Annotated in this window: 27 protein-coding genes and 1 other annotated feature; of the genes, 12 read left to right on the top strand and 15 right to left on the bottom strand. The window is 61.1% G+C overall.

What is annotated here, in order from left to right:
- Positions 1-2: 2 nt before the first annotated feature.
- Together B9A97_RS10085 and rpmB are read right to left on the bottom strand one after the other, a co-directional pair.
- Positions 3-638: a VUT family protein gene (locus tag B9A97_RS10085; protein ID WP_084365195.1), complete on the bottom strand. Its 636-nt coding sequence runs from the start codon at positions 636-638 to the stop codon at positions 3-5.
- A 112-nt stretch (positions 639-750) separates the two neighbouring features.
- Positions 751-1,041: a 50S ribosomal protein L28 gene (gene rpmB, locus B9A97_RS10090; protein ID WP_084365196.1), complete on the bottom strand. Its 291-nt coding sequence runs from the start codon at positions 1,039-1,041 to the stop codon at positions 751-753.
- A gap of 244 nt (positions 1,042-1,285) precedes the next feature.
- Here rpmB and B9A97_RS10095 point away from each other — a divergent pair, with 244 nt between their 5' ends.
- From B9A97_RS10095 to B9A97_RS10105, 3 genes are all read left to right on the top strand, one after another.
- Positions 1,286-2,059, top strand: a complete 774-nt coding sequence (locus B9A97_RS10095) for a DUF3108 domain-containing protein (protein ID WP_084365197.1) — start codon at positions 1,286-1,288, stop codon at positions 2,057-2,059.
- A gap of 35 nt (positions 2,060-2,094) precedes the next feature.
- Positions 2,095-2,964 carry an aromatic amino acid exporter YddG gene (locus tag B9A97_RS10100; RefSeq protein WP_084365198.1) on the top strand — a complete coding sequence of 290 codons (870 nt, stop codon included), beginning with the start codon at positions 2,095-2,097 and terminating at the stop codon, positions 2,962-2,964.
- Between the two features lie 111 nt (positions 2,965-3,075).
- Positions 3,076-3,708, top strand: coding sequence for a lysoplasmalogenase family protein (locus B9A97_RS10105; RefSeq protein ID WP_084365199.1), 633 nt, complete (start codon positions 3,076-3,078; stop codon positions 3,706-3,708).
- Here B9A97_RS10105 and B9A97_RS10110 read toward each other — a convergent pair.
- Both B9A97_RS10110 and gloB read right to left on the bottom strand, forming a co-directional pair.
- The gene (locus tag B9A97_RS10110; protein WP_084365200.1) at positions 3,705-4,130 is read right to left on the bottom strand and encodes a cupin domain-containing protein; all 426 of its coding nucleotides are present in this window, start codon (positions 4,128-4,130) and stop codon (positions 3,705-3,707) included. The genes B9A97_RS10105 and B9A97_RS10110 overlap by 4 nt on opposite strands.
- A complete protein-coding gene (gene gloB / locus B9A97_RS10115; protein WP_084365278.1) occupies positions 4,130-4,900 on the bottom strand; it encodes a hydroxyacylglutathione hydrolase in 771 nt (256 codons plus the stop codon). Before gloB ends, B9A97_RS10110 begins: the two co-directional genes overlap by 1 nt.
- An 84-nt stretch (positions 4,901-4,984) precedes the next feature.
- On the opposite strand from gloB, the gene B9A97_RS10120 reads away from it, so the two are divergent.
- The 3 genes from B9A97_RS10120 to B9A97_RS10130 all read left to right on the top strand — a co-directional run bounded on the left by B9A97_RS10120 (position 4,985) and on the right by B9A97_RS10130 (position 7,864).
- Positions 4,985-5,749 (top strand): class I SAM-dependent methyltransferase, encoded by a 765-nt coding sequence (locus B9A97_RS10120; RefSeq protein WP_084365201.1) that lies wholly within the window; start codon positions 4,985-4,987, stop codon positions 5,747-5,749.
- Between the two features lie 70 nt (positions 5,750-5,819).
- Complete coding sequence (gene hisC, locus B9A97_RS10125) at positions 5,820-6,929, top strand: histidinol-phosphate transaminase (RefSeq protein ID WP_084365202.1); 1,110 nt, start codon at positions 5,820-5,822, stop codon at positions 6,927-6,929.
- Complete coding sequence (locus B9A97_RS10130; RefSeq protein WP_084365203.1) at positions 6,926-7,864, top strand: prephenate/arogenate dehydrogenase family protein; 939 nt, start codon at positions 6,926-6,928, stop codon at positions 7,862-7,864. The genes hisC and B9A97_RS10130 overlap by 4 nt, the downstream gene beginning before the upstream one ends.
- 16 nt (positions 7,865-7,880) lie before the next feature.
- Here the strand turns inward: B9A97_RS10130 and B9A97_RS10135 are convergent, their stop codons facing one another.
- A complete protein-coding gene (locus B9A97_RS10135) occupies positions 7,881-8,894 on the bottom strand; it encodes a DUF2125 domain-containing protein (protein ID WP_084365204.1) in 1,014 nt (337 codons plus the stop codon).
- Positions 8,895-8,934: 40 nt separating this feature from the next.
- On the opposite strand from B9A97_RS10135, the gene B9A97_RS10140 reads away from it, so the two are divergent.
- On the top strand, positions 8,935-9,471 hold the full coding sequence (locus B9A97_RS10140) for a gamma-glutamylcyclotransferase (RefSeq protein WP_143530392.1): 537 nt from the start codon (positions 8,935-8,937) through the stop codon (positions 9,469-9,471).
- A gap of 12 nt (positions 9,472-9,483) precedes the next feature.
- On the opposite strand, the gene B9A97_RS10145 is transcribed toward B9A97_RS10140, so the two are convergent.
- The 4 genes from B9A97_RS10145 to ftsE form a co-directional block, all read right to left on the bottom strand.
- Positions 9,484-10,308, bottom strand: a complete 825-nt coding sequence (locus B9A97_RS10145) for a lysophospholipid acyltransferase family protein (RefSeq protein ID WP_084365206.1) — start codon at positions 10,306-10,308, stop codon at positions 9,484-9,486.
- A 31-nt stretch (positions 10,309-10,339) separates the two neighbouring features.
- Complete coding sequence (locus B9A97_RS10150) at positions 10,340-11,098, bottom strand: YdcF family protein (protein WP_084365207.1); 759 nt, start codon at positions 11,096-11,098, stop codon at positions 10,340-10,342.
- Positions 11,099-11,231: 133 nt separating this feature from the next.
- A complete protein-coding gene (locus tag B9A97_RS10155) occupies positions 11,232-12,245 on the bottom strand; it encodes a cell division protein FtsX (RefSeq protein ID WP_084365208.1) in 1,014 nt (337 codons plus the stop codon).
- Positions 12,238-12,897 carry a cell division ATP-binding protein FtsE gene (gene ftsE / locus B9A97_RS10160; RefSeq protein ID WP_084365209.1) on the bottom strand — a complete coding sequence of 220 codons (660 nt, stop codon included), beginning with the start codon at positions 12,895-12,897 and terminating at the stop codon, positions 12,238-12,240. The genes B9A97_RS10155 and ftsE overlap by 8 nt, the downstream gene beginning before the upstream one ends.
- Positions 12,898-13,095: 198 nt before the next feature.
- Here ftsE and B9A97_RS10165 point away from each other — a divergent pair, with 198 nt between their 5' ends.
- The 3 genes from B9A97_RS10165 (at position 13,096) to B9A97_RS10175 (ending at position 14,925) form a co-directional block, all read left to right on the top strand.
- On the top strand, positions 13,096-13,770 hold the full coding sequence (locus B9A97_RS10165; RefSeq protein ID WP_084365210.1) for a hypothetical protein: 675 nt from the start codon (positions 13,096-13,098) through the stop codon (positions 13,768-13,770).
- A gap of 79 nt (positions 13,771-13,849) precedes the next feature.
- Complete coding sequence (hpt, locus tag B9A97_RS10170) at positions 13,850-14,392, top strand: hypoxanthine phosphoribosyltransferase (protein ID WP_084365279.1); 543 nt, start codon at positions 13,850-13,852, stop codon at positions 14,390-14,392.
- Positions 14,393-14,565: 173 nt separating this feature from the next.
- Positions 14,566-14,925 carry a response regulator gene (locus tag B9A97_RS10175; protein ID WP_084365211.1) on the top strand — a complete coding sequence of 120 codons (360 nt, stop codon included), beginning with the start codon at positions 14,566-14,568 and terminating at the stop codon, positions 14,923-14,925.
- Between the two features lie 27 nt (positions 14,926-14,952).
- On the opposite strand, the gene B9A97_RS10180 is transcribed toward B9A97_RS10175, so the two are convergent.
- From B9A97_RS10180 to argH, 4 genes are all read right to left on the bottom strand, one after another.
- Positions 14,953-17,553, bottom strand: a complete 2,601-nt coding sequence (locus tag B9A97_RS10180) for a TIGR02302 family protein (RefSeq protein WP_084365212.1) — start codon at positions 17,551-17,553, stop codon at positions 14,953-14,955.
- 152 nt (positions 17,554-17,705) lie between these two features.
- Positions 17,706-18,974, bottom strand: a complete 1,269-nt coding sequence (gene lysA, locus B9A97_RS10185; RefSeq protein ID WP_084365213.1) for a diaminopimelate decarboxylase — start codon at positions 18,972-18,974, stop codon at positions 17,706-17,708.
- A 15-nt stretch (positions 18,975-18,989) separates the two neighbouring features.
- A complete protein-coding gene (locus B9A97_RS10190; RefSeq protein ID WP_143530393.1) occupies positions 18,990-19,178 on the bottom strand; it encodes an LPS translocon maturation chaperone LptM in 189 nt (62 codons plus the stop codon).
- A gap of 102 nt (positions 19,179-19,280) precedes the next feature.
- A complete protein-coding gene (gene argH, locus B9A97_RS10195; protein ID WP_084365215.1) occupies positions 19,281-20,684 on the bottom strand; it encodes an argininosuccinate lyase in 1,404 nt (467 codons plus the stop codon).
- Between the two features lie 23 nt (positions 20,685-20,707).
- On the opposite strand from argH, the gene B9A97_RS10200 reads away from it, so the two are divergent.
- Both B9A97_RS10200 and B9A97_RS10205 read left to right on the top strand, forming a co-directional pair.
- On the top strand, positions 20,708-21,367 hold the full coding sequence (locus B9A97_RS10200) for a thiol:disulfide interchange protein TlpA (RefSeq protein WP_084365216.1): 660 nt from the start codon (positions 20,708-20,710) through the stop codon (positions 21,365-21,367).
- Between the two features lie 66 nt (positions 21,368-21,433).
- Positions 21,434-21,489: a sequence feature (sul1 is cis-regulatory element that is thought to sense ions involved in sulfur or methionine metabolism; They are found in Alphaproteobacteria), on the top strand.
- A gap of 63 nt (positions 21,490-21,552) precedes the next feature.
- Entirely contained in the window at positions 21,553-23,052 is a 1,500-nt protein-coding gene (locus B9A97_RS10205; RefSeq protein ID WP_084365217.1) for a SulP family inorganic anion transporter, read from the top strand.
- A gap of 30 nt (positions 23,053-23,082) precedes the next feature.
- Here the strand turns inward: B9A97_RS10205 and B9A97_RS10210 are convergent, their stop codons facing one another.
- Complete coding sequence (locus B9A97_RS10210; protein WP_084365218.1) at positions 23,083-23,964, bottom strand: 3-hydroxybutyryl-CoA dehydrogenase; 882 nt, start codon at positions 23,962-23,964, stop codon at positions 23,083-23,085.
- Between the two features lie 138 nt (positions 23,965-24,102).
- Positions 24,103-25,032: an electron transfer flavoprotein subunit alpha/FixB family protein gene (locus B9A97_RS10215; protein ID WP_084365219.1), complete on the bottom strand. Its 930-nt coding sequence runs from the start codon at positions 25,030-25,032 to the stop codon at positions 24,103-24,105.
- Positions 25,033-25,048: the final 16 nt, after the last annotated feature.

The raw sequence follows: 25,048 nt of genomic DNA on the forward strand, positions 1-25,048 counted from the left end.
TATCAGGCGGTCCGGGCAGCGTTGACCGGCTTCAGCACGTTCATCAGCGCGCCATAGGGCAGCAGCATGGCAAGGCCCACCAGCATCTTCACCGCGAAATCGCCGAGCGCCCAGGAGATCCAACGCGGGGCTTCCGTTGCGAGCACGCCCAGGATCGGTGCCGAGCCGATCGCGAACTCGTCGTTCGCACCGAGTAACACGAAGGCGGGCGCGAAGGAGAGCGAAAAGAAGATCGCGGTATCCAGCACCGAACCCAGCAGCGAGCCGACCAATGGAGCCTTCCACCAGGACTGCTGGCGCAGGCGATTGAAGAGGGTGATGTCGAGCAACTGGCCCGCCAGGAAGGCAGAGCCGGAGGCAATCGCAATGCGAGGCTGCGAGGTGATGAAGGACAGGGCCACGCCGACCACGAAGCCCAGGAAAACCACCTTACGCGCAGCCGATGGTCCGAACTGCCGGTTGGTCAGGTCTGTGATCAGGAAGGCGACGGGATAGGTGAAGGCGCCGTAGGTGAGCAGGTCGCCCAGGCTGATGCCGGCCAGTGTGCCGGAAAGCGGGAACTGCACGAGGAAGTTCGAGGCGACCACGATCGCGGTCATCAAAAGGCTGTAGACAGCAATATGCTTCATGTTCAGCATTTTTTTATCCTGGGTGATGCCACCAGTTGGAGGGATGATGATGTCAAATGAAAAGGCCTGGCCGACGAATGCCGGTCAAGCCTTCAAGACTTATAGAAGATATCAGTGCAGCTTACGCGGCTTCTGCAGTCTTCTTGACGATCTGGCGGCGCAGCAGGCGAGCGCGCATGCTCAGTTCGTTCTCGCTGGCCTTCAGCAGGAAGGCGTCGAGGCCGCCACGATGCTCGACCGAGCGCAGGGCTGCTGCCGAAACGCGCAGACGATAACGCTGGCCAAGCGCATCAGAGATCAACGTGACGTCGCACAGGTTCGGCAGGAAGCGGCGCTTGGTCTTGTTGTTGGCGTGGCTGACGTTATTGCCCGTCTGGACGCCCTTGCCGGTCAATTCACAACTACGGGACATGGTACACCTATTCTCTCGGTCATCGGGTGTGCAAGCCAGCAAACGCACGGCGGCAATCCCAATGAGCATGATTGGAAAGTTGCGGTTCTATAGTCAGACTGGTCGGCGCCGTCAAGCCAAACCTTGGAATTTCTCGCATTGCGATCGAAGAACATGCTATTTTATTGCCACAGTCTCGGCCATAAATGACGTCTGCACGCCAAAGTCACCGCTTCCTGTCCCAACTCTTGCTGGATTTGAACCCATGCTGCGCCATGCGCTTGCTCTTGTCGCGTCGATATCACTGACCCTCACTGCCGGCGCCGTCAAGGCGGACGATATCCGCTACCAGACCGATTACAGCGTGACGCTGGCAGGCATGACGGTAGCGAAGGCTTCCTTCGTGACGGAGGTCTCGAAGAAAAACTACACCATCTCCGGCAGCTTCAATGCCGCTGGCCTTGTCGATGTCTTCACTGACATATCTGCGCAGACCAGTGTTTCGGGACGGCTTGCGCGAAACCGGATGGAGGCGCGCCGCTATTCCCTGGTCTACAAGTCCGGGCGTGTCGTCAGGACCTATGACGTGCGCTACCAGAACGGCAATGTGACCGAGACCACACTGGAACCCAAGCCCAATGGTCGGCCCGATACCTGGATACCGGTGAGCGACAACGATCTGAAGGCGGTGTTTGATCCGATCACCGGGCTGATCCTGCCGCAAAGCGGCGCACTGTGCCCGCGCACCGTGCCCGTCTATGACGGTGAAAGCCGCATGGACCTCGTGCTGGCCCCCAAGGGCACGAAAAAGGTCAAGCTCGACAAGGTCGAGACAGAGGTGGTCGTTTGCGGGGTCCGCTACGTTCCCAAGTCGGGTTATCGCAAGGGCCGCGATGACATCGAGTATATGAGCAAGGCGACCGGCATGGAAATCTGGTTTGCCAAGAATGACATCCTGAAGGTATACGCTCCGGTCTATGCACGCGTGCCGACACGGGTCGGTCCGTTGCATATCAAGGCCGTCGCATTGGGCGGCTGACGGAGGCGCGGGCCGTTTCCCGCCGGGAAAAGGCCATGAAACTGAAAGCCACGCTGATTGGATTTACCGCGATCCTGATGTGGGCCTTTCTTGCGCTCTTCACCGCTGCCTCCGGCAAGATGCCGCCGTTCCAGTTGACCGCGATTACGTTTTTCATCGGCGCCCTTCCGGGCATCGTGATCTTTGCGGTGCGTCCCGAGAGGCTGTCGCACCTGAAGCAGCCTGCCAAGGTCTGGATCACCGGCATTGCTGGCTTGTTCGGCTATCACTTCCTGTATTTTACCGCCTTGAGAAACGCGCCGGCCGTTGAGGCCAGCCTGATTGCCTATCTCTGGCCCTTGTTTATCGTCGTCGGCTCAGCCTTGCTGCCCGGTGAGAGGCTGCGATGGTATCATGTGGCCGGCACCGTTTTTGGCCTTGCCGGCACGGCGCTTATCGTGGCCGGCAAAGGCGTGTCCTTCGAGGGAGCCTATGCACTCGGCTATGGTGCGGCACTGGCCTGCGCATTCACTTGGTCAGCCTATTCGCTGATGTCGCGGAAGTTTGCGGCTGTGTCCACCGATGTTGTCACCGCGTTTTGTCTGGCGACATCGGTGCTATCGCTGGTTTGCCACCTCGGGCTTGAGACGACCGTCTGGCCGGAAAGCACGGGCGAGTGGATTGCCGTGATCGGGCTCGGCCTGCTTCCCGTCGGGGCCGCCTTCTATGCCTGGGACTACGGTGTGAAGAACGGCGATATCCAGGTGCTGGGCGCGGCAAGCTATGCCGCTCCGCTCCTGTCCACGCTTGTCCTGATAGGTTTTGGATTTGGCGAGCCCAGCCTGCGGGTCTTGATCGCCTGCATCCTGATCACCGGAGGCGCCGTGCTGGCGGCAAAGGACATGCTGCTTCGGCGCGGCGGATAAAGCACGGCGAGACCTTCGGCATGTTTTTGTCCGGAAAACGGTGGCGGCTTTCGGGAGACTTGCCCTTGTCGCCGGCTTGACGACGAAGCGACAAGGCATCACACTGTTGCCATGATATTTCTTTATTTAGCCATAATCTGTGGCGCCGCTTATTTCTTCATCCTGACGCGCCCGGAAAGCAATTTCCGCGCTGCGGCGAAGGCATCGGCGAATGTCCTGTTCGCGGTCTACCTGCTCTCAACCAACGGGCCTCTGCTGCTGATCGCCACCATGCTGATTGCCGCCATTGGCGATGTCGTGCTCGCCTTCAAGGGCGAGCGGCGGTTCGTGATCGGTCTGTGGTGCTTTCTCTTTGTCCTGATCCTGTATTCCATCCAGTTCTATCAGGCGGGAAATTACGCGGTGGTGCAGGACGATCCATGGCGTTGGGTTGGCGCCGTGCTCATCGTGCTGTCAACGATCGTGCTGCTGAAAAACCTCTGGAAGCCCGCGGGCACGCTTGCTCCGGCGGTCGCGGCCTATAGCGCGGCCATGCTGGTCATGGGCCTGTTATCGCTGATCGTGCCGTCGCCCATGGTGTTCATCGGAGCGGCGCTGTTTCTCACCTCGGATGCCGTGCTGGCCATGGAAACCTTCACCTTGTCCGATGACCAGCCGCTGCGGCGGGTTACGGGTTTCATCGTCTGGGGGAGCTATTTCATCGCGCAATGGGTTCTGGTGCTGGCCCTGACTGGCGCATTTTAATTCTTACCTGGTTCCCACTCCGGCGATGCCATTTCGAAGCTGGCATAGTCGAAGCCCGGGGCGACGGTGCAACCCACCAATGTGAACTCGCCCAGGCTTTCCGCCGCCTGCCAGCCATTGGCCGGAATGACAGCTTGCGGACGCTCGCCGCGCAATATATCTGCGCCCAAGACGATGGTCTCTACCGTCAAGCCATCCTCCGAACTGTAGAGCGCAAGCGGCGCCCCGGCATAGTAGTGCCAAACCTCTGCGGCATCCCGAACCCGGTGCCAGTGAGACCGTTCGCCTGACTTCAACAGGTAGTAGATCGCGGTCGAGTGGCCACGCCTGCCGCCGGCCGGATCGCGATAGGTCTCGACAAACCAGCCACCTTCCGGATGGGGCTGCATGGCAAGGGCTGTGATGATATCCTCGGCTTTCATCAGAAATTGTCCTTGCGCTTGCGGATTTCGGCGAACACCTCTTCATTGGTGCGGCTTTCCATGAGGAGGCCGCGCCTGATGGACGGGTCGGCTGCGCGCAGGAAGGGGTTGGTTTCCTTTTCGAGACCAATCGTTGTGGGAATTGTGAATTTTCCCTCGGCACGCAGGGCTTCGATCTCGGCGGCCCGCTGCCGCAGCCTGGCATTGTCGGGATCGATGGTCAGTGCGAAGCGGGCATTGGACAGGGTATATTCGTGGCCGAAATATACGGCAGTCTCATCGGGCAGAACGGCCAGCTTCTGAAGCGAATGCCACATGTCGGACGCGGGGCGCTCGAACAGGCGCCCACAGCCCAGGGCAAACAGCGTATCGGCGGCAAACAGCAGCTTGCTGTCGGGCAGGTGATAGCAAATATGGCCCGCTGTATGACCTGGAGTTTCGATGACGTTGACGCGATGGCTGCCCCACTCGAAGCTGTCCCCGTCGCCCATCGCACGGTCGAGGCCGGGTATCGCGACGGCCTCGTCGCGCGGGCCGATGATCTCACAGCCAAAGCGTTCCTTCAGGGCCAGGTTTGCTTCGACATGGTCGCCATGATGGTGCGTGGTGAAGATATGGGTGAGGCTCCAGCCGCGACGTTCTGCGGCGCTGAGGATCGGTTCCAGCTCGGGCGCGTCGATCGCGGCCGTCAGATTGCTGTCAGGACAATGAAGGAGCACGCCGAAGTTGTCGCTCCGGCACATGAAAATTTCCAGTTCGAGCGATTTCATGCTGAAAATCCGATTGATGGCAGATGCGGCGAATGTAGCGTCTTCATGCTTGAAGTCCAACGGGCGCCTGATATCAATTAAGCCATGCAAGTCGATATCGTCGATCTCCGGGAATTCTATCATTCGACGCTCGGCCGCCTGGCGGAGCATTCCATATCGATGGCGCTGAGTACACTGTGGCCGCGATTGCCGCAGGAGCGGCTCGTTGGTTTGGGATATGCCGTGCCGTTTCTGGATCGCCTGCGTGGTGATACCGAGCGCACGTTCGCGTTCATGCCCGCCGGGCAGGGGGCGGTGAACTGGCCGGTGGGCGAGCTTTCCTCCACCGCCCTCGTCTTTGACGAAGAACTGCCTCTGCCGGATGCCAGCATCGATCGGGTGTTGATGGTGCATTCGCTGGAATTTGCGGAGAACCCGCGCGAGACCTTGAAGGAGATCTGGCGCATTCTGGCGCCGGGGGGACGGCTCGTCATCGTCGTGCCCAACCGGCGCGGCGTCTGGGCGCGGCTGGAGCACACGCCTTTCGGATCGGGCCGGCCATATTCGCGCGGTCAGCTTACCGGGCTGCTGCGGGAAACCAATTTCACGCCCAGTGCCAGCGCGGAGGCGCTTTTCTTTCCGCCCTCGAAGATCCGCACGATCCTCAAGCTCCGGCGCGGGTTCGAACGCATGGGACGGATCGTCTGGCCAGCCTTTTCCGGCGTCATCCTGGTAGAGGCGCAGAAGCGTCTCTATCAGGGGCTGCCGGTTGCGGCGCGGGCATCGCGGCGTGTCTTTGCCCCAGTCCTGGCGCCGCAGGGCGTGCCGACGACGCGTAGCGGCCTCGACAAATCCAGCATTCAGCTTTAATCCACACGGCGTCCTTTAAGGCGTCGTGATCGGGCTTCGGCCTGTCCCGTTTCTAGAAAGAGCCATTGCGATGAGCAGCGAGTTGAACCAGCCCGTCCCCCGTCCGGGAATTCTTGATATTGCCGCCTATGTGCCGGGCAAGGAGCATGCCCCTGGAGTTGCACGGGTGTTCAAACTGTCATCCAACGAGACGCCGATGGGCCCGAGCCCGCGCGCGATCGAAGCCTTCCGCCAGGGCGCCGGCCATCTGGAGCTTTATCCCGATGGCCAGGCCATGGCGCTGCGCGAGGCAATCGCGGAAAAATATGGGTTGAACCTCTCCAATATCCTGTGTGGAAATGGCTCGGACGAGCTGCTTGGCCTGCTTTGCCACGTCTACCTCTCCCCCGGGGATGAGGCTGTTATCACCGAGCATGGCTTCCTGGTCTACAAGATCCAGATCATGGGCGCGGGTGCCACGCCCGTGGTTGCCAAGGAAAAGGATTGCACCGTCGACGTGGACGCTGTGCTGGCTGCGGTGACGCCGAAGACCAAGATCGTGTTCATTGCCAATCCCGGCAATCCCACCGGTACCTATGTGGCGGCCAGCGAAATTCGCCGGCTGCATGCCGGTCTGCCGAAGCATGTGCTGCTGGTCCTGGATGCGGCCTATGCCGAATATGTTCGTCGCAACGACTATGAGGCCGGGATCGAGCTCGTTTCCTCGGCGCGCAACGTGGTCATGACCCGTACCTTCTCCAAGGTCTATGGTCTTGCTGCCCTACGCATCGGCTGGATCTATGCGCCGGCTGCTATCATCGATGCGATGAACCGTGTGCGCGGGCCGTTCAATCTCAATGCTCCGGCAATTGCTGCCGGTGCCGCCGCGATCCGTGACCAGGACTTCGTCGACAAGGCCGTGGAGCACAACCTGCTGTGGATCGACAAGCTGACTCATGCGCTGACAGACCTTGGGTTGAAGGTCACGCCGTCGGTTGCGAATTTCGTGCTGATGCATTTCCCCGATGTCGATGGCAAGCGCGCTGCCGACGCCGATGCCTTCCTGACCAGCCGCGGCTATATCCTGCGGGCGGTGAAGGGCTATGGCTTTGCGAACTCGCTGCGCATGACCATTGGCAGCGAAGAAGCCAATCGGGGCGTGATCGAGACGCTTGGCGAGTTCATGGGGCGCAAGGCATGAAGACGGTTCTGTTCAACAAGATTGCCCTGATCGGCATCGGGCTCATCGGCTCATCCATTGCCCGCGACATCAAGGCGCTGGGCCTCGCGAACGAGGTGATCATCTCAAGCCGCAGCCGCGAGACATTGCGACGGGCCGAACAGCTCAAGCTTGGCCACACCTATGTGACGTCTGCCACCGAGGCGGTTGTCGATGCGGACCTGACGATTGTCAGCGTCCCGGTCGGCGCTTCCGAGACAATTGCCAAGCAGATTTCCGAAACGTTGAAGCCCGGCTCGATCGTCACCGATGTCGGTTCCACCAAGGCCTCCGTCATCTCCCAGATGCTGCCGCATATTCCGGCTGACGTTCACTTCATTCCCGGCCATCCGCTGGCCGGCACGGAAAAGTCCGGTCCCGATGCCGGATTTGAGGGTCTGTTCAAGGGCCGCTGGTGCATCCTGACGCCGGTTGAAGGCACCGATCCGGATGCCCTTTCCAAGCTCAAGGTCTTCTGGTGGGCGCTGGGGTCCAAGGTCGACGAGATGGATCCGGAGCATCACGACAAGGTGCTGGCGATCGTCTCGCATCTGCCGCATATCATCGCCTACAACATCGTCGGCACGGCTGATGACCTGGAGACGGTGACCGAATCCGAAGTCATCAAGTATTCGGCCTCTGGTTTCCGCGATTTCACCCGCCTTGCCGCGTCCGACCCCACCATGTGGCGGGATGTGTGCCTGCACAACAAGGATGCCATCCTGGAGATGCTGGCGCGCTTCTCGGAGGACCTTGCCTATCTGCAGCGTGCGATCCGTTGGGGCGAGGGCGACAAGCTGTTCGAGCTTTTCACCCGCACGCGTGCGATCCGCCATTCGATCATCGAAGCCGGCCAGGACGTGAATGTGCCTGATTTCGGTCGCCACGCCTTCGACCCCAAGGCTCCGAAGGCTTAAGGCTGACCCTGCCGCCTCAAAGCGGCGGCAGGGTGCCGATCGGAATGAAGCTCAGCATCACGACGCCGTTTTGCACCACGATGCGGGCGCTTGATGTATCGGCGCCCTTGGCAAGCGAGCGCAAGATGGAGGTCGCGGCGTTGGCGAGGGGCTGCATCTCGGGCAAGGCGGCTGCAATCGTCGTATTCCAGGCAGAGAGTTTCTCGATCGTCAGGTTGAATTCTCCTGAGATCAGGCCATCGTCTCCAATCGAGTAGGGTCCGCTGAAGGTGATCACCCGACCCTCGCCGAGATCCGCGACGAAGCGGCGCAGTTCTCCCGAGGCGCCGTAGAGCGCCGTACGGTAATCACTCGTGCCGTTCAGCAGCGTGGCCCGGTCGGTAACGACAAGATCGACGCTGGCGGAAATGGGGGGCAGTGCTTGCGCGAGGCCGCGGGCCGTGCCTGTAACATTTTCCAGCAGCGAGGCGATTTCCAGATTGGCCTCATTGCGGCGCACATGGGTTTCGCCACGGGCTGCAACCACATCGAATGTCTGGCCACTCACGGTTTCCGTCAGGCTGGCCTTCAGGTCCTTCACCTCGAGAGAGCTTGCCTGCAGCCCGCCATCCCCGGTTCTCGTGCTGGCATGCAGCATTGACCATTCGGCGGAGCCGGTGAGGCCGAGGGCAGAGCGGATCTGGCCGGGGCCATCGAGTTCCCAGACGATGTGCGAGGGATTATAGACTTGGGCCGCAGAGCGGAACGCTCCGAAGGTGGCGGACACGCCATTTTGCAGGTCGTCTATCTGCAGGCTGCTGCAGAAAACGCCGATGCGAAAGGGATAGCCGTGGCTGGCCGGATCGGCGCAGGCGATTTTCGGCGCTGTCGTCGTGTCGTTCTCGATCGAGGCCAGGATGCCTGTTTTCAGTTGATCGGCTGCAATATACCAACCGATCGTGTAGACAGCGATGGCAGCGACAATGGTCAGCCCCAGCTTCAGGAATTTCCGGCTCGTTGTCGACCGGGGCGCGCCGCTTGACGTTGGCATGTGCCGCTCCAATGTTGTGCGAATAGCGAAGGGTGAGGCTTTGAACTCGGATATGGACGAATTTTGGGTATTTGGCTATGGCTCGCTCATGTGGAATCCGGGCTTTGCCTATGAGCAGAGGATCGAGGCCCGGGCCAATGGCTATCGTCGATCCCTCTGTGTCCGCTCTTTCGTGCATCGTGGAACGCCTGAAAATCCGGGGCTGGTGCTGGGACTGGATCGCGGTGGATCTTGCCGCGGCATTGCCTTTCGCGTCGCTGATGCGGTGCGCGAGGAGGTCATCGCCTATCTGCGCGAACGCGAACTTGTAACAAATGTCTATCTGGAGCGCCGGCTGCCGGTGACCCTGAAAGACGGGCGACGCGTCCCGGCGCTGACCTATGTCGTCGACAGGGCGCATCAGCAATATGCCGGTGCGCTTGACGTCAGAGAAGCTGCGGCGGTCGTCAGCCAGGCCTCGGGGAAATCAGGGCCCAATCACCTCTATGTCGCCAATACGCTGTCGCACATGCAGGAGATGGGCATTCGCGATCAATGGCTGGAGCAGGTTGCCGCCATGGTCATGCCGGCTGCATAAGTCTTTTGGAGCCTAGATGGCCTCGCTGCCATGCTGATGCGGATGGCCCTTGGTCGCGCCGGATTTGAGGGCGGCTATGCGGGCAGCAGCGGTGGGCGGTATTGGCAGGTTCGGGTTTTCCTCTGCCGTCTTCACCAGAAGTTCGTCACTGGCATCCTCCAGCGTATCGATCAGGTGATCGAAGAAGGCATCGGGATCCATTCCCGGCTGGATGGGCGGCAGGATCCTGACCGTGAAATGGCCGGGATAGCGGAAGAACTTGCGCCGCGGCCAAAACAGGCCGGGATGCATGGCAACGGGAACCACGGGCAGTTGCAGGTCGCGGTAGAGGCGGGCGATGCCATATTTGTAGACGGGTTCCGCGCCTGGTGCGCGACGGGTGCCTTCAGGATAGATGATCAGTTGCCGGCCGTGCTTCAGCTCTTCCTTGGTGCGGACCATGACCTCGGCCATGACCTTGCCCCGCGCGCCCCGATCGACGGGGATCATGCGCTGCTTCCAGGCATACCAGCCAAACAGCGGTATCCACATCAGCTCACGCTTGAGAATGTAGACCGGATCATCCAGCCAGGGCAGCAAGGCATAGGTATCCCAGAAGGACTGGTGTTTCGGCGCGAGAATGTAGGCTCCCTGGGGAATGTTCTCGAGCCCTTCGATGGTGAAGGTCGTGCCGACGATCTTACGCATCAGCCAGTGGCAGGACTTCGCCCAGTTCTTCGGAATTTCGAACGCCATCTTCCGGGGGATGATGAAGTAGATCGGCGACAGAACGATCATGCGGATGATCAGGTTCGCATAGAATGCCGTGTTGAAAAGGATCGATCGAAACGCAATCATAGAGCCGCTACCCCGAAATGAAGCGCTTTGCCTACACGATATCGGATCGCAGCGGAAGCATGCGCGAACGCATCAACAGCGTGCGGACGCCCGACTGGGTCGATCCGCCGGTTCTCAATCCCGGACTGGTGCCCCAGCCGGCAAGCTGGCGGGCATAGACAATAAGCGTCTTGCCATACTCGATGATCAGGGTCCTGAGCAGGTCGGGATCGGCATACCAATCCGTCGATTTCATATCGGTATTCACGACGGGATATGGGATGAACTGGGTGGCGTGATCGACACGGCGCAGTTCCATCAGGCTGCGCTGCATGTGGTAATTGTTGGTCACGACCAGAACGCTGCGATAGCCCTTGTCGTGAATCCAGCGCGTGATTTCATTGGCATTGCCGATGGTATCAAGCGCATCGTAGCCGATGTCGACGCAGCAGTTGAAAAGGTCGGTGGAGCTCTGCGTCATCTTGCGGATGCGGGCCGGTGAGGTCGAGGGATGAGCGCCCGAGATCAGCAGGCGCTTGCCGGAACCGGCGCGCAACAGTTCCACGGCCTGGTCGATCCGTTGATAGCCGCCGGTCAGGACGACGATCGCGTCGGCCCTTGGGCTTTCGGGTGGGGCAAGGGTTGCAACGGAATCGGCAAATCGCAGGAAGCCGCCGATGAAGATCGCAAGAGAGAGCACGGCCAGAATTCCGCCGATGCGGAGCATTCTCCGGAACCGGCCGCGACGGTCGAAGAACCCGCGGTCGCCGTTGCCCGGCGGGTGCGCCGACAATGGTTCCTCTTCAGTCATTTGCCCCTTCATATCACGTGAATAGCGTCAAACTACGTTTGCGAACAGGCTGATTTGTGGCAATTCAACAGGGTTTGTGCCAGCCTCCGGTTCGTAAGGTTCATGGATATTGGCGCGCTCGCGCCTGTTGCCCTCAATCATTGAACAACCCGTCGGTGCGCGCGGGATCGGACCGGATCGCGTCGATTTCGTAGATCGTTCGCATGACGGTGATTCGTGCCGTCACCGTGGTCAGCAAGGCAATGACGATCATGGTGGCGAAAATGCCGAGATAGCCTAGCAAGCCGACGCTGAAGGTGCCGAACAGGGCGGCCGCCTGGTCGCTCTCCGGGGTCGCGATCGTCTGGTTCTGCCAGAAGCCCGCGACGGCAAACAGTCCTGCCGCCAGCAGACCGCCGGCACCGGCGCCCTTGAGGCTGATCTTGAGGAAATGCCGCTGAAACTCCCGGGCGACGAACGCGCTTTCCGCGCCGACGAAATGCAGCACCTCGATGATGTGCCGGTTGCCCGACAGTGCGCCGCGGGTGGCGAAGACGACGGTCAGGATCATCGCGGTAAACACCAGGAACAGGATGCCGAAGCCGATCATGACCGTGGTTCTGGCCATCGACACCAGCCGGTTCACCCAGGTCCTGTGATCGTCAAGGAAGGCTTGCGGCACCTCGGCCTTCAGGAGATCCCGCATGGCGGCAAAGTCGGGCGGATTGGCCTCGTCGATGGTCACGACGACAAGGCGTGGAACGGGCAGGTCGTTGATATCGAGACCCGTGCCGAGCCAGGGCTCCAAGAGGCGAGTGGTGGCCTGGTCGTCCATGATTTGGCCGCTGCGAGTGCCGACGAAGGTCATGGCGAGATCGCGCGCGCGATTGAGTGCCTGTTCCATATCCAGCCCTTCCTGGGGCTTGATCTGGATGGTGATCTCGCGGGCAATCTGGCTCTGCCAGCCAGCGGCCGTCGCACGCACCATGCTGACGGCGCCGAGCGTGAGGCAGGCCAGGAACGCCATGATGGCGATCACCACCATCAGGGCGTTGCCCTGGATGTTTGCGGGCGGCAGAATGGGGCCGGTCGGCCGCACCTGCATCGGTGGGCGCCGCGGCTGGGTCGGCGCGGGCTGACCCGTCACTGCCTTGTCGATCTTATTCATAAATGTCCAACCGCCCTTCGGTCAGAATCATCCGGCGGGCCTCCACCTGATCCATCAGCGCCAGATCATGGGTGGCGATAATGACGGCGGTTCCAAGGCGGTTGAGCTCCAGGAACAGGCTGAGTAGGCGCCGCGCCATCGGCGGGTCGACATTGCCCGTGGGCTCATCGGCCAGCAGCAGCTCCGGACGGTCGATCAGGGCGCGGGCGATGGCGACGCGCTGCTTCTCCCCGCCAGACAGGACGGCAGGCAGAACATTGATGCGCTCGCCCAATCCGACCCATTTCAAGAGTTCCAGCACGTCCTGGCGATAGGAGCTTTCTTCCTTGCCGCGCACGCGCAGCGGCAGCGCGACATTCTCATAGGTGGTGAGATGATCAAGCAGCTGGAAATCCTGGAAGACGATGCCGACCCTGCGGCGCAGCATCGGCAATTCGTTTCGCGGAATCCGGGATATGTCGCGGCCAAAGCTGCGGATGAGGCCACGCGTCGGCTGCAGCGACATGAAGAGCAGGCGCAGCAGGGTCGTCTTCCCGGCGCCAGAGGGGCCGGTCAGGAATTGGAACGACCGTTTGGGCACGTCGAAGGTCAGGTCCCGCAACACTTCCGGACCCATCCCATAGCGCAAGCCGACGTTTTCGAAATGGATCAACGGGCAACCAGCCTATCAAGATTTGAGAACAGGGACTTGTTAACACAAAGGGTTAACAACCGGTAAGCGCCTTTGCCCGCAGGCTTCCGCGGCATGGCTTTAGCGAAGCATTAACCATTTGAATTTACGACTGGGAAGGATTCGTTTCAATGCCCAGATTTTGCTGGGCGCAACAGGCTGGGCCGGAGGCGAAAACCCATGGGCGCATTCCGTATGCGGCGCGAGCCGCAGCATCAGGACTTCGATGTGTTGCCACCTTCGCACCGCCAGCGGACGGCATCGCAACTTGCAGCCGGTTTTGAAGACGACGTCAGCGATGCGCATTTCGTCGTGATTGACGACAGGCCGCATACCGCTTCTTGGCATCAGGGCAACGACAACAAGCCCTCTCAGGCGGGCCGTCAAGGCCATTCCCGGTATGAGGTCATGTTCGCCCACCTTGCCTTGCAGGGAGAGGCTTTTCTGGAGCGCTTTTCCGAGCGCGCTTTTGCCGTCATGGTGGCACTGATATTCGGTGTCGTCTTCATGCTGGCCAGCGGGCTGGCGGCGACGCAGACATCAAGTCCATCGGCTGGCGCGCCGAGGCTGGATATAACCCATGCCACGCTGACGCCGCAGGACAGGAACGGCATGCGCGTGTTGCTCATCAACGGCATCGTTGAAAACCGCAGCGAGACGTCTCAAGCCGTCCCGCGGATCCGGGCCGATATTCTGAACGGCGGTCGGCTGGTCGCCAGTACCTTTATCGACACCGATATTGCGATGCTGGAAGAAGGGCATAGTCGCGGATTTGCCGCGCGGATCCAGCATCCCGGTGGAAAATCACCGGACTTGCGCCTTTCCTTCGTTGAACAGGATGTCTTGGCGCGTTGATCATGCTATCGCGCAGCCTTCAAATGTCGGCGGCAGCGCTCAAGCATCATTCCGCCGGCTGGCCTACAGGAGCGATATCATGATCACAGTGCGCGGAAAGACCATCGAGCCCCTGTTCACCGCCGAACAAATTGCCGAGCGCAATGAAGCGCTGGCGGCGCAGATTGCTGCCGGGCCGAGCGAAGACCTGCTGGTCATCTCAGTTTTGAAGGGATCCTTCATCTTCGCGGCAGACCTGATCCGCGCGCTGCATCACGCCGGACTTGCACCCGAGGTGGAATTCATCACCCTGTCCAGCTACGGCACGGGCACGGTCTCTAAGGGCGTGCGCATCATCAGGGACATCGACAGCGATGTGAAAGGCCGCAATGTGCTGCTGATCGATGATATCCTGGAATCCGGCCGCACGCTGCTGTTTGCCAAGGAACTGATGTATGAGCGCGGCGCGGCCAATGTCAGCCTTGCCGTGCTGCTGGACAAGCGGGTGAAGCGCCAGGAGGTGCTGGAAGCCGATTATGTCGGTTTCGAATGCCCAGACTATTTCGTCGTCGGCTATGGCATGGACGTTGCCTATGCCTTCCGCGAGCTTCCCTTTGTCGGCGTCGTCACCGGCGACGCGTGACGTCAAGGCGTGGGGCGATCCAGGCCTCATGCCCCCACGCGAGATGGTTTAGCACATCCGGATAAGCCAACGGCTCATTAACCACCTGTGCCACCTCAGGTCAGTTGTTTACCGATCGCAAACACATAACTGGTGATTTGCGTCCCGGGACAGTTCACTGACGGGATAGCAGAATGGCCAAGATCTTGATCACCGAAGACGAGGATTCCCTCCGCTCCTTCGTCGCCCGTGCGCTGCGGTTGGACGGTCACGAGACCCATGAAGCGGCCGATGGCGCGGAAGGACTGGAAAAGCTCGACGGTGCCGGCTTCGACCTCATTCTCTCGGATATTCGTATGCCGGTCATGGACGGCATCGCCTTCGCGCACCAGGCGGCATCGCGCTATCCCGGAATCAAGATCCTGCTGATGACGGGCTATGCCGATCAGCGCGAGCGCGCCGACGACCTGATGGAAAAGATCATCGATGTCGTGGAGAAGCCGTTCGCCCTGCCTGATATCCGCAAGGCGGTGGCGCGGGCACTCGCCGCCTGACGCTTTCGAGCTGCTATGCCTGCGGGATCAGAGATCCAGCAGGCGTTCCAGGTAACGACGCTCGTTTTCCTGCGTTCCGCCCTGGCCCAGCTTTTCGCGGATCGCTTCCAGAATTTCACGGGCGCGCTGAACGTCGATAACGTCAGGCACCTTCACGCCGCCGTCGTAATCGGGGCCGGCCAACTGCCGCTGTCTGCCAAGGGGATCCCGGCCGTTCTGGCCGCCCTGACCCTGCTGGCCCGGACCCTGACCCTGGCTTTCGCCCGGCTGACCCTGCTGCATGGCCTGCATCATCTGGTTCATCATGTTGCGGGCACCCTGGCGCAACGCTTCCATCGCCCGGCCCTGGCCTTCGACAGCTTCGCCTCCGCGTGATTCGCCCAGGGCTTCGCCGGCGCCGCGCATCTCGCGGCCGGCCTCGCCGAACTGTTCGCCCGGCTCCATGCCCATGCCTTTGAGGCCTTCCTGAAGTTCCTTCAGCTTGTCGCCCAGCCCATCCTGTTGCGCCCGCAATTGCTTCAGGGCTTCACGCAGCTGTTCTGCCGTCATCCTGTCCGTCGGGGACTGCTGGCCGTCCTGCGGCTGGTCCAGGAACTCTCCATCCTCGCCTTCGCCAGGATCGCCCCGCTGCATGCGGTCGCGCAATGCCTGGTCCAGCCTGAACGTTTCGTCCATCAGCCGTTGCTGTTCCTGCATCAACTCGCCCAGCTTGTCGATCTGCTGGCGCATCTGGCTGTTCTGCTGTTGCTGTTGGCCCTGCTGGGGTCGTCCGGCCTGCAGATTGTTCATCATCCGCTGGAGTTCCGAGAGCATCTGCATGGCCTGATCGCGATTGCCCGAGCGGGCCAGGTTCTCGATCTGGTTCAGCATGTTCTCCAGGTCCTGCTGCCGCAGCACGTTCTGGGCCTGTTGCTGGTTCTGGGGCTGGTTTGCGTTGGGTGCGCGCTCCATCAGCGCCTGCAGGAATTCCTGCATCGCCACGCGCAACTCGTCCATCAGCTTGGCGATTTCCTCATCCGGCGCGTTTCGCTCGAGTGCTTCGCTCAGCGCCTTCTGTGCATCCCGCAGCCGCTGCTCGGCCAGCGACAGATCGCCGTCCTCGATGCCCAGCGCGATTTCCCAGAGATAATCGGCCGTGTTCTTCAGGTCCTCTTCCGTGCGCGCGAGCGTCATGCGCGCCCTAGCCGACTCGATCAACAGGTAGTGACCGAGATTTGGAATGGTTTCGTCCGGGCGTAGCGTCAACGCCTCGTTCAGCGCGATCGCGCGCGGCATGGCCCTGGTATCGAGGGCGAAAACCTGGCGCTGCTCGGCCACGGCGCCCGCCAAAGGCTCGAAGAAATTGCGGGCCGGCATGGTCATTACATGCGGTGGGCTGCGGCCGATCTGACCGGCGCCATCCCGCGCCACCAGTACGATGCTCACCTTCTTGCCCGACAGCGGATGCTCCGACAGATTGCGGCTGGACAGCCCCTTGGCTTCTCGTGCGTTCATGCGCGGCAGGTCAAGCTTGTATTCCGGCAGCGGGTAAAGCGGCGTCGCGCCTTCGGCCGCATCGACCGGCGTGATCTCCGCATGGGCGGCCTGAAGGCCATAATCATCCCTCGCGGTGAAGCCTATTTCCAGCGCGCCGTTCACGCTTCGCTTCGGCTGCCCGTCGAAGGCGATCTCGGGCACCTTGTCGGCAATAATCCCGATTTTCCATGCCTGGTCGTTTATCGATAGCGTACCGCTGTCGGCGATCTGAAACTCATGGGACCGCGCAACAGACGCAGCAGGCAAGGAGGCGGCAGGTTGTGCCGCGGCGGCGGCATCAGGCTCAGCGGCGGCGATCTCGATCGCCTCGCCTTCCTCAGGCTTGAACAGCACCTTTTCTTCACCGATGCCGCCACTGATGCGCACGGTGACCGTCGAGTTCTGCGGAACCGAGACTTCCGGTGCCAGCGCGCCATCGCGGCTGGTCAGGAATACGGGGGCGCGGCCCGTATAGGATGGCGGGGTGATCCAGGCATCCAGGCGAAGACCCGGAGCCTGTGTCTGTGACGCAGTTCGGAAAAACGCGTCCGTGATGCTGCCGGCGCCATTGGAACCGGAATAGGCAAAGGCGATCACCACGGTCAGGGCTGGGACGGCGCGCAGCGCAAACCGGTCATAGCGCGAGATATCAGGTCGCGGCAGCCCTGCATCCAGATCGGCAATGCGCTTGGCCATGCGGCGCTGATGCTCTTCCCACAAAGCGCGGCTGACCGGGTTGTCGAAGGCAGGAACATCGGCCTGAACAGCGACGGGCTGGTGAGGAAGGTTGTTGCGCTCCTCCAGCAACCGATCTGCATCGGAGGCCTGTGGCCATCTGACCTTCAGTAGCGGCAGCAGTGACGCCAGCGCCAGGAAAATGAGGATGAAGACAAGCGGGAATCGGACCCAATCCGGCATCATCCGGAATAGTCCGAACCAGGCGATGGACACGAAGATTGCTGCAATGCCCAGGGCCGGGAGGAACAGCGGGATAAGCCGCTCGGCAAACAGCACGAGCCGTGCGAAGAAACGCTTCACCGCGACGCGGCGCGCGAGCGACGGGTCGGTGCGGAAGGCGCCTTGCTTGCTGCTGCCCCGATCGAGAGCATTCATCCATCAGGTCTCCCGTTGGCCTTTGCACATCAGGGGCGATCCCCCAGCGCGAAAGATGATGCAGCAACGATAGCACCGTTTGTGGCGAAGACGAGGGCGCAGCAGAGCACCCCCGGCATTTTCATCGCAATTCCCTGAAATGTGATCGCAATTCAGTCGAGCCAGGCAGGCACGGAATCGAGGCCGATCAGTTCTTCATAGGTGGAGCGGGGGCGAATCACGTGGAATTCGCCATCCTTGACCAGCACTTCGGGAATCAGCCGCCGGGTGTTGTAGGTCCCGGCCTGGACAGCGCCATAGGCGCCGGCTGAGCCCACCGCCAAAAGATCGCCAGGCTTGGGCATGGACATTTCGCGGTCCAAAGCCAGGTAGTCACCGGTCTCGCAGACAGGGCCGACGACGTCGGCGCGGATGCGCGGTGCGTTGGCCGCAGACAGCACCACGGGCTTGATCTCGTGGTGCGCCTCGTAAAGGGTCGGCCGGATCAGGTCGTTCATCGCCGCATCGACGATCACGAAGGTCTTGTCCCCGCCATCCTTCACATAGATGACCTCAGTGACCAGGATGCCGGCATTGCCGACGATCAGGCGGCCCGGTTCCGTAACGATCTTGCAGTTCAAGCCGGCCAGCTGATCCTTGACGATCCGGGCATAGGCATCGGGTTCCGGAGGTGGATTGTTGTCGTCCTTGTAGGGAATGCCCAGGCCTCCGCCGACATCGACATGGTCGATCTGATGGCCATCGGAGCGCAAGGTCTCGACCAGTTCGCGCAACAGGCGGAATGCGTCTTCAAACGGCTGCAACTCGGTGATCTGGCTGCCGATATGCATGTCGATGCCGGAAACCTGGATGCCAGGCAGTTCTGCGGCCCGTGCGTAGACCGCGCGGGCGCGCTCGTAGGAGATCCCGAACTTGTTTTCCTTCTTGCCGGTCGAGATCTTCGAATGGGTCTTGGCATCCACATCAGGATTGATGCGGAACGACACATGCGCCTTTTTCCCGGCCTTGACGGTACGCTGGTTCAGGACTTCGAGTTCCGGCTCTGACTCGACATTGAAGCAGTAGATGCCAGCCTCGAGCGCAAGATCCATCTCGCTCGGCGTCTTGCCGACGCCTGAGAACATGATGCGGTTGGCCGGAATGCCGGCGGCCAGAGCCCGACGCAACTCGCCTTCGGAGACGACATCGACGCCGGCGCCAAGGCGGCCGAGCGTCTTGAGGACTGCCTGGTTCGAATTGGCCTTCATGGCATAGCAAACCAGCGCGTCCACGCCTTCGAAAGCCCTGGAGAAGACTTTGTAGTGGCGTTCCAGCGTGGCCGTCGAATAGCAATAGAAGGGCGTGCCGACGGCTTCCGCGATGGTGGGAACGGCCACGTTTTCGGCGTAGTAGACGCCGTCACGATATTCGAAATGGTTCACGGAGATTGCGCCTTGTCAGAGAAGTCGATCGAGCACGAAGGGCCGGTCTTCGACCGTATTCTTCGGGTTCGAGGTGCGCTGGTTCTGCTGCTCAATCGGCATGTCAGGCGGATCGAGATCGGCCTTGCGGCCGCAGCCTGACAGAATGACCAGCAGGCTCGCAATCAATCCGGTTGTCACCACAATGCTTTTAAGTGTCTTCACCTTGACCTCATCGAGCGCCGAGCCATTCATATGAAAGCCTGTAGCGAAAAATCCGCGCCTTGTGCACCCACATTCTTTTGATGGGCCTGTCAGGCGCGTTGATCAGTTTCGGCTGCGCCACCAGGCAATCTGGCGGCGAACCTCCTGAGGTGCCGTGCCGCCGAAGCTGACGCGGCTCGCCACGGAAGCCTCGACGGTCAGGACGTCGAAGACGCCTGATGTGATGGCGGGATTGATCGCCTGCAGGTCTTCGAGCTTCAGTTCCGCAAGATCGCATCCCCTGGATTCGGCCAGTGCCACGGCTTTGCCGGTGGCATGATGGGCGTCGCGGAAGGGAAGCCCTGCCTCGCGCACCAGCCAGTCGGCCAGATCGGTCGCCGTGGAATAGCCCGAGCCTGCGGCCTGCTTCATCTTGTCGGCGCGAATGGTCATGTCTGAGACCATGCCGGTCATGGCGGCAAGCGCCAGTTCCAGGCTTTCGGCGGCATCGAAGACCTGTTCCTTGTCTTCCTGCATGTCCTTGGAATAGGCGAGCGGCAGACCCTTCATCACGGTCAAAAGGGCGATCAGCGAGCCGTTGATGCGGCCGGTCTTGGCGCGCACCAGTTCTGCCGCGTCGGGGTTCTTCTTTTGCGGCATGATTGAGGAGCCGGTCGAGAAGGCATCCGAGAGCCGGATAAAGCCGAATTGCGGCGTCGACCAGATGACGATTTCTTCCGCCAGCCGGGAGAGATGGGTCGCGCAGATCGCGGCGATCGACAGGAATTCGAGCGCGAAATCGCGGTCGGAGACCGTGTCGATCGAGTTGCGGGTCGGCTCGCGGAAGCCGAGCGCCTTGGCCGTCATATGGCGGTCGATCGGGTAGGGCGTGCCGGCCAATGCGGCGGCGCCAATCGGGCTTTCATCCATATGCTCGATCGCGTGGCGCACGCGGGCGCGATCGCGGCCGAACATCTCGACATAGGCCATGCAGTGGTGGCCGAAGGTCACGGGCTGCGCCGTCTGCAGATGGGTGAAGCCGGGCATGACGGTGTCCGCATGTTCCTCGGCGCGAGTGAGGAAGGCGCTGATCAGTGCCGTCAGCGCGATTTCGACCTTTTGCAGCTCTTCCTTGACCCATAGCCGGAAATCGAGCGCCACCTGGTCGTTACGCGAGCGAGCGGTGTGCAGTCGGCCCGCTGCCGGACCGATCAGGGTCGCAAGGCGCGCCTCCACATTCATATGAATGTCTTCAAGCTTGCGGGAGAACTCGAAGCGGCCTTCCTTGATCTCTGACAGAATCGTGTTCAGGCCGTCGATGATTTTGATTTTGTCTTCGTCGCTGATGATGCCTTGATGCGCCAGCATGGTCGCATGCGCTATAGAGCCGCGGATATCCTGGGCGTAAAGCTTCTTGTCGAAACCGATCGAGGCATTTATCTCCTCCATGATCGCAGCCGGACCTGAGGCGAAGCGGCCGCCCCACATTGCGTTGGAGGTTCCTTCGTCCTTGGTGCCTTCGGCCATGCTTGCTGATCCTGGAGAATTGAATGACTCAGAAGAGACCCTTAGGCCTTCCCTCGGTCAAGCTGATTGCGATTGCGGCGTTCGCCGGGATCGTTGCCGGCGCGGTGGCGGTATACGTGAAGGAGACCGGGTCTGGCAAGGTTGAGAGTGCTGCTGTCGGCCAGTGTGAGGGCGAGGTGGCGACGGCCGAGGCGCTGAAGGCCTTCACGAGGGGCGAAGTGGCCGCCATGGTTCCTGCCAATCCGCCGCGCAAGCTGGCGGGCCTGTCCTTCGTGGATGCAGAGGACAAGGCAAAATCCCTTGATGATTTTGCCGGCAAGACCGTCCTGCTCAATCTCTGGGCCACCTGGTGCGTGCCTTGCCGCGAGGAAATGCCGGCGCTGAATGCGCTGCAGAAGGAAAAGGGCAGCGATGCCTTTCAGGTGCTGGCCATCAATATCGACACCGGGGATGCGACCAAGCCCAGGGGATTTCTGGAGGAGACCGGTGTCGACAGTCTTGGCCTCTATCGCGACAGCTCCATGGGCGTCTTCAACATCATGAAGAAGGAAGGCCTCGCTTTTGGCCTGCCGGCAACGCTTCTGATCGATGAAAAGGGTTGCCTGCTCGGCGCCATGAACGGCCCAGCCGTCTGGGACAGTGCTGATGCCAAGGCGCTGATCGACGCCGCTGTCGGAGGCTGATGGCGGCTGATCCCCCTATCAGCGGGTTGCCATCGACCGAATGGCACGTTAATAGGCCCCTATCCACAAGGACCCGGTGAAAATCCGGGTGGCTCTTCCGGCCGCCGATCCGCCGGACAACCCTCATCCATAGAAGCCTAACTCGCCGCTGCATCAGCCGCGCTGCTTCTTTCTTGCGGGATTTCATGCTCTATAAAAATTTCGACATCGCCCGATACCGCCATGAGTGGTTCGGCAACATTCGCGCCGACCTGTTGTCCGGCCTGCTCGTCGCGCTCGCGCTGATCCCGGAAGCGATCGCCTTCTCGCTGATCGCCGGAGTCGACCCAAGAGTCGGGCTCTATGCATCCTTCTCGATTGCCGTCATCATTGCCTTCGTGGGCGGACGTTCGGGGATGATCTCGGCGGCAACGGCCGCCACGGCCGTCCTGATGACACCGTTGGTCAAGGATCACGGGCTTGAATACCTGCTGGCTGCCAGCGTTCTGGCGGGGCTGTTGCAGATCCTCGCAGGTTTCCTGAGGCTCGGAACGGTCATGCGCTTCGTGTCGAAGTCTGTCATGACAGGCTTCGTCAACGCACTAGCTATTTTGATCTTCATGGCGCAGTTGCCGGAGCTCATTGGGGTGACGCCGATGACCTATGTCCTTGTGGCAGCGGCGTTGGCGATCATCTACCTGTTTCCGCTTGTCACGCGCGCAGTTCCATCGCCGCTGGTCGGCATCGTGGTGCTGACCGCGCTCAGTCTCTATTTCGGATTCGATGTGCGCACTGTAGGAGACATGGGAGAGCTGCCGTCGGCACTGCCAAGCTTCCATCTGCCAGTGGTGCCGCTGACGCTCGAGACGTTTTGGATCATTCTCCCCTATTCAACGGCGGTTGCCGTGGTCGGCCTGCTGGAATCGCTGATGACCGCCCAGTTGATTGATGAAGTGACGGATACGCCGAGCGACCGGCATCAGGAATGTATCGGTCAGGGCATTGCCAATTCGATTACCGGCTTCATCGGTGGCATGGCGGGATGCGCCATGATCGGTCAGTCCATGATCAATGTTAAAGCGGGCGGACGGGGACGCTTGTCCACCTTCGCTGCCGGGATCCTGCTGCTGATCCTCTGCGTTGCGTTGGGAGACTGGGTCAGCCTGATCCCCATGCCCGCGCTGGTGGCCATCATGATCATGGTGTCGGTCGGTACCTTCTCCTGGGCCTCGATCCGAAATCTCCGGCATCATCCGCGCTCGTCATCGATCGTGATGCTCGCCACAGTCGTCGCGGTTGTCGGCACGCATAATCTGGCGATCGGTGTTCTGGTCGGCGTGCTGTTGTCCGGGATCTTCTTTGCGTGGAAGATCGCGCAGATCTTCGGCCTATCGTCTCAATTGTCGGATGACGGCCGCACGCGCGTCTATACGATCGTCGGCCAGTTGTTCTTCGCTTCCGTGGAGCACTTCAACCGGTCATTTGACTTCAAGGAACGGCCTGAAAAGGTCGTGATTGATGTCAGCGGTGCTCACATCTGGGACATTTCCAGCGTCGCGGCCCTGGATCTCGTTGTTCTGAAGTTCCGGCGCCAGGGTGCGGACGTCGAGGTCATTGGACTGAACGCTGCCAGCGAGACGATCGTTGACAGACTTGCCATCCACGACAAGCCGGGCGCCCTTGAATTGCCGGCCGCCGCCCACTGACGACGGCTTAAGGGCTCTTGCCGATCCGCCTCAGCGGGTCGGCACCGGGTGCTCGCCGCGATAGTCGTAGAAGCCGCGGCCGGATTTTCGGCCGAGCCAGCCAGCCTCGACATATTTGACCAGCAGCGGGCACGGGCGATACTTGCTGTCAGCCAGGCCGTCATGCAGCACCTGCATGATAGACAGGCAGGTGTCGAGGCCGATGAAGTCGGCGAGCTGCAGCGGGCCCATCGGGTGGTTGGCGCCGAGACGCATGGCCGTATCGATGGCTTCAACTGAGCCGACGCCTTCATAAAGCGTGTAGATCGCCTCGTTGATCATCGGCAGCAGAATGCGGTTGACGATGAAGGCCGGAAAATCCTCAGCGACGGTGATCGTCTTGTCGAGCGATTTTACGAAGTCACGCGCCGTCGAGAAGGTCACTTCGTCCGTTGCTATGCCCCTGACAAGCTCGACGAGCTTCATCACCGGCACAGGGTTCATGAAGTGGATGCCCATGAACCGCTCCGGGCGATCCGTCGATGCAGCGAGCCGGGTTATCGAGAGCGACGACGTGTTGGTGGCGAGCAGCGCCTCGGGCTTCAGCACCGGGCACAACTGGGCGAAGATCTTGCGCTTGACGGATTCGTCTTCCGTCGCAGCCTCGATGACGAGGTCCATGCCGGCCATATCATTGATGTCGGCGGTGCCGGAAATACGGGCGAGCGTCGCCTTGCGATCATCCTCGGCAAGCTTTCCGTTGGAAACCTGCCGTGCGAGATTGCCGTTGATGGTGGCAAGGCCGGCTTCGATGCGGTCCTTGGAGAGATCGTAGATGGTGACTTTATAGCCTGCCTGGGCCGAGACATGGGCGATGCCGCAGCCCATCTGTCCGGCTCCGACGATCCCGATGTTCTTCAATGCCGTGTCCATCGCCTGGTTCTCTCCCTTGATCGGTCGGGTACTTCTGCCCGCTCACGAAATTCGCCGGACTGCTGAAGCAGCCCGGCGAATTGATAGCCCCGTACGCGATGTTTTTCCAGCTTTTTCGCAAGTGCGAAGGGGCTGGCGTTAGAGCGACTTTTCGAGTTCCGGCAGGGCTTCGAAGAGATCGGCCACCAGTCCGTAGTCCGCGACCTGGAAGATCGGTGCTTCCTCGTCCTTGTTTATGGCGACGATAACCTTCGAATCCTTCATGCCGGCGAGATGCTGGATGGCGCCCGAGATGCCGCAGGCGATGTAGAGGTCAGGAGCGACCACCTTGCCGGTCTGGCCGACCTGCCAGTCGTTCGGAGCGTAGCCCGCATCGACGGCAGCGCGCGATGCGCCGACGGCGGCACCGAGCTTGTCAGCGAGCGGCAGGATGACCTCCTGGAACTTCTCGGAAGAGCCAAGCGCACGGCCGCCCGAGACGATGATCTTCGCCGAGGTCAGCTCCGGACGGTCCGACGACGACAGCGCGTCGGAGACATGGCTGGACAGGCCGGGGTTCGCCGCTGCTGCAACCGTCTCCACCGCTGCAGATCCGCCTTCGGCGGCTGCCGAGAAGGAGGCCGTGCGAACGGTGATCACCTTCTTGGCATCGGTCGACTGTACGGTCTGGATGGCGTTGCCGGCATAGATCGGGCGCTTGAAGGTATCGGCCGAAACCACCTCGATGATTTCGGAAACCTGCATCACGTCAAGCAAAGCGGCGACGCGCGGCATGACATTCTTGCCAGTTGCCGTTGCGGCCGCGATGATCGTGTCATAGCTGCCGGCGAGCGAAACCACGAGTGCCGCGAGCGGTTCTGCCAGGTTGTTGGCATAGTCGGCGCTGTCGGCGAGAAGGACCTTGGAGACGCCGGTGAGCTTGGCAGCCGCATCGGCCGCCGCCTTGGCATTGATGCCGGCGACAAGCACATGCACGTCGCCGCCGATCTTGGAGGCGGCAGTCAAGGCCTTGGCGGTCTGGTCGGACAGGGTTGCGTTGTCGTGTTCTGCCAGGAGAAGAATAGCCATGGTAAAATCCTTTCTA

Origin of the sequence: Rhizobium sp. RU36D (genome assembly GCF_900176345.1) — a bacterium.
Taxonomy (GTDB): Bacteria; Pseudomonadota; Alphaproteobacteria; order Rhizobiales; family Rhizobiaceae; genus Allorhizobium.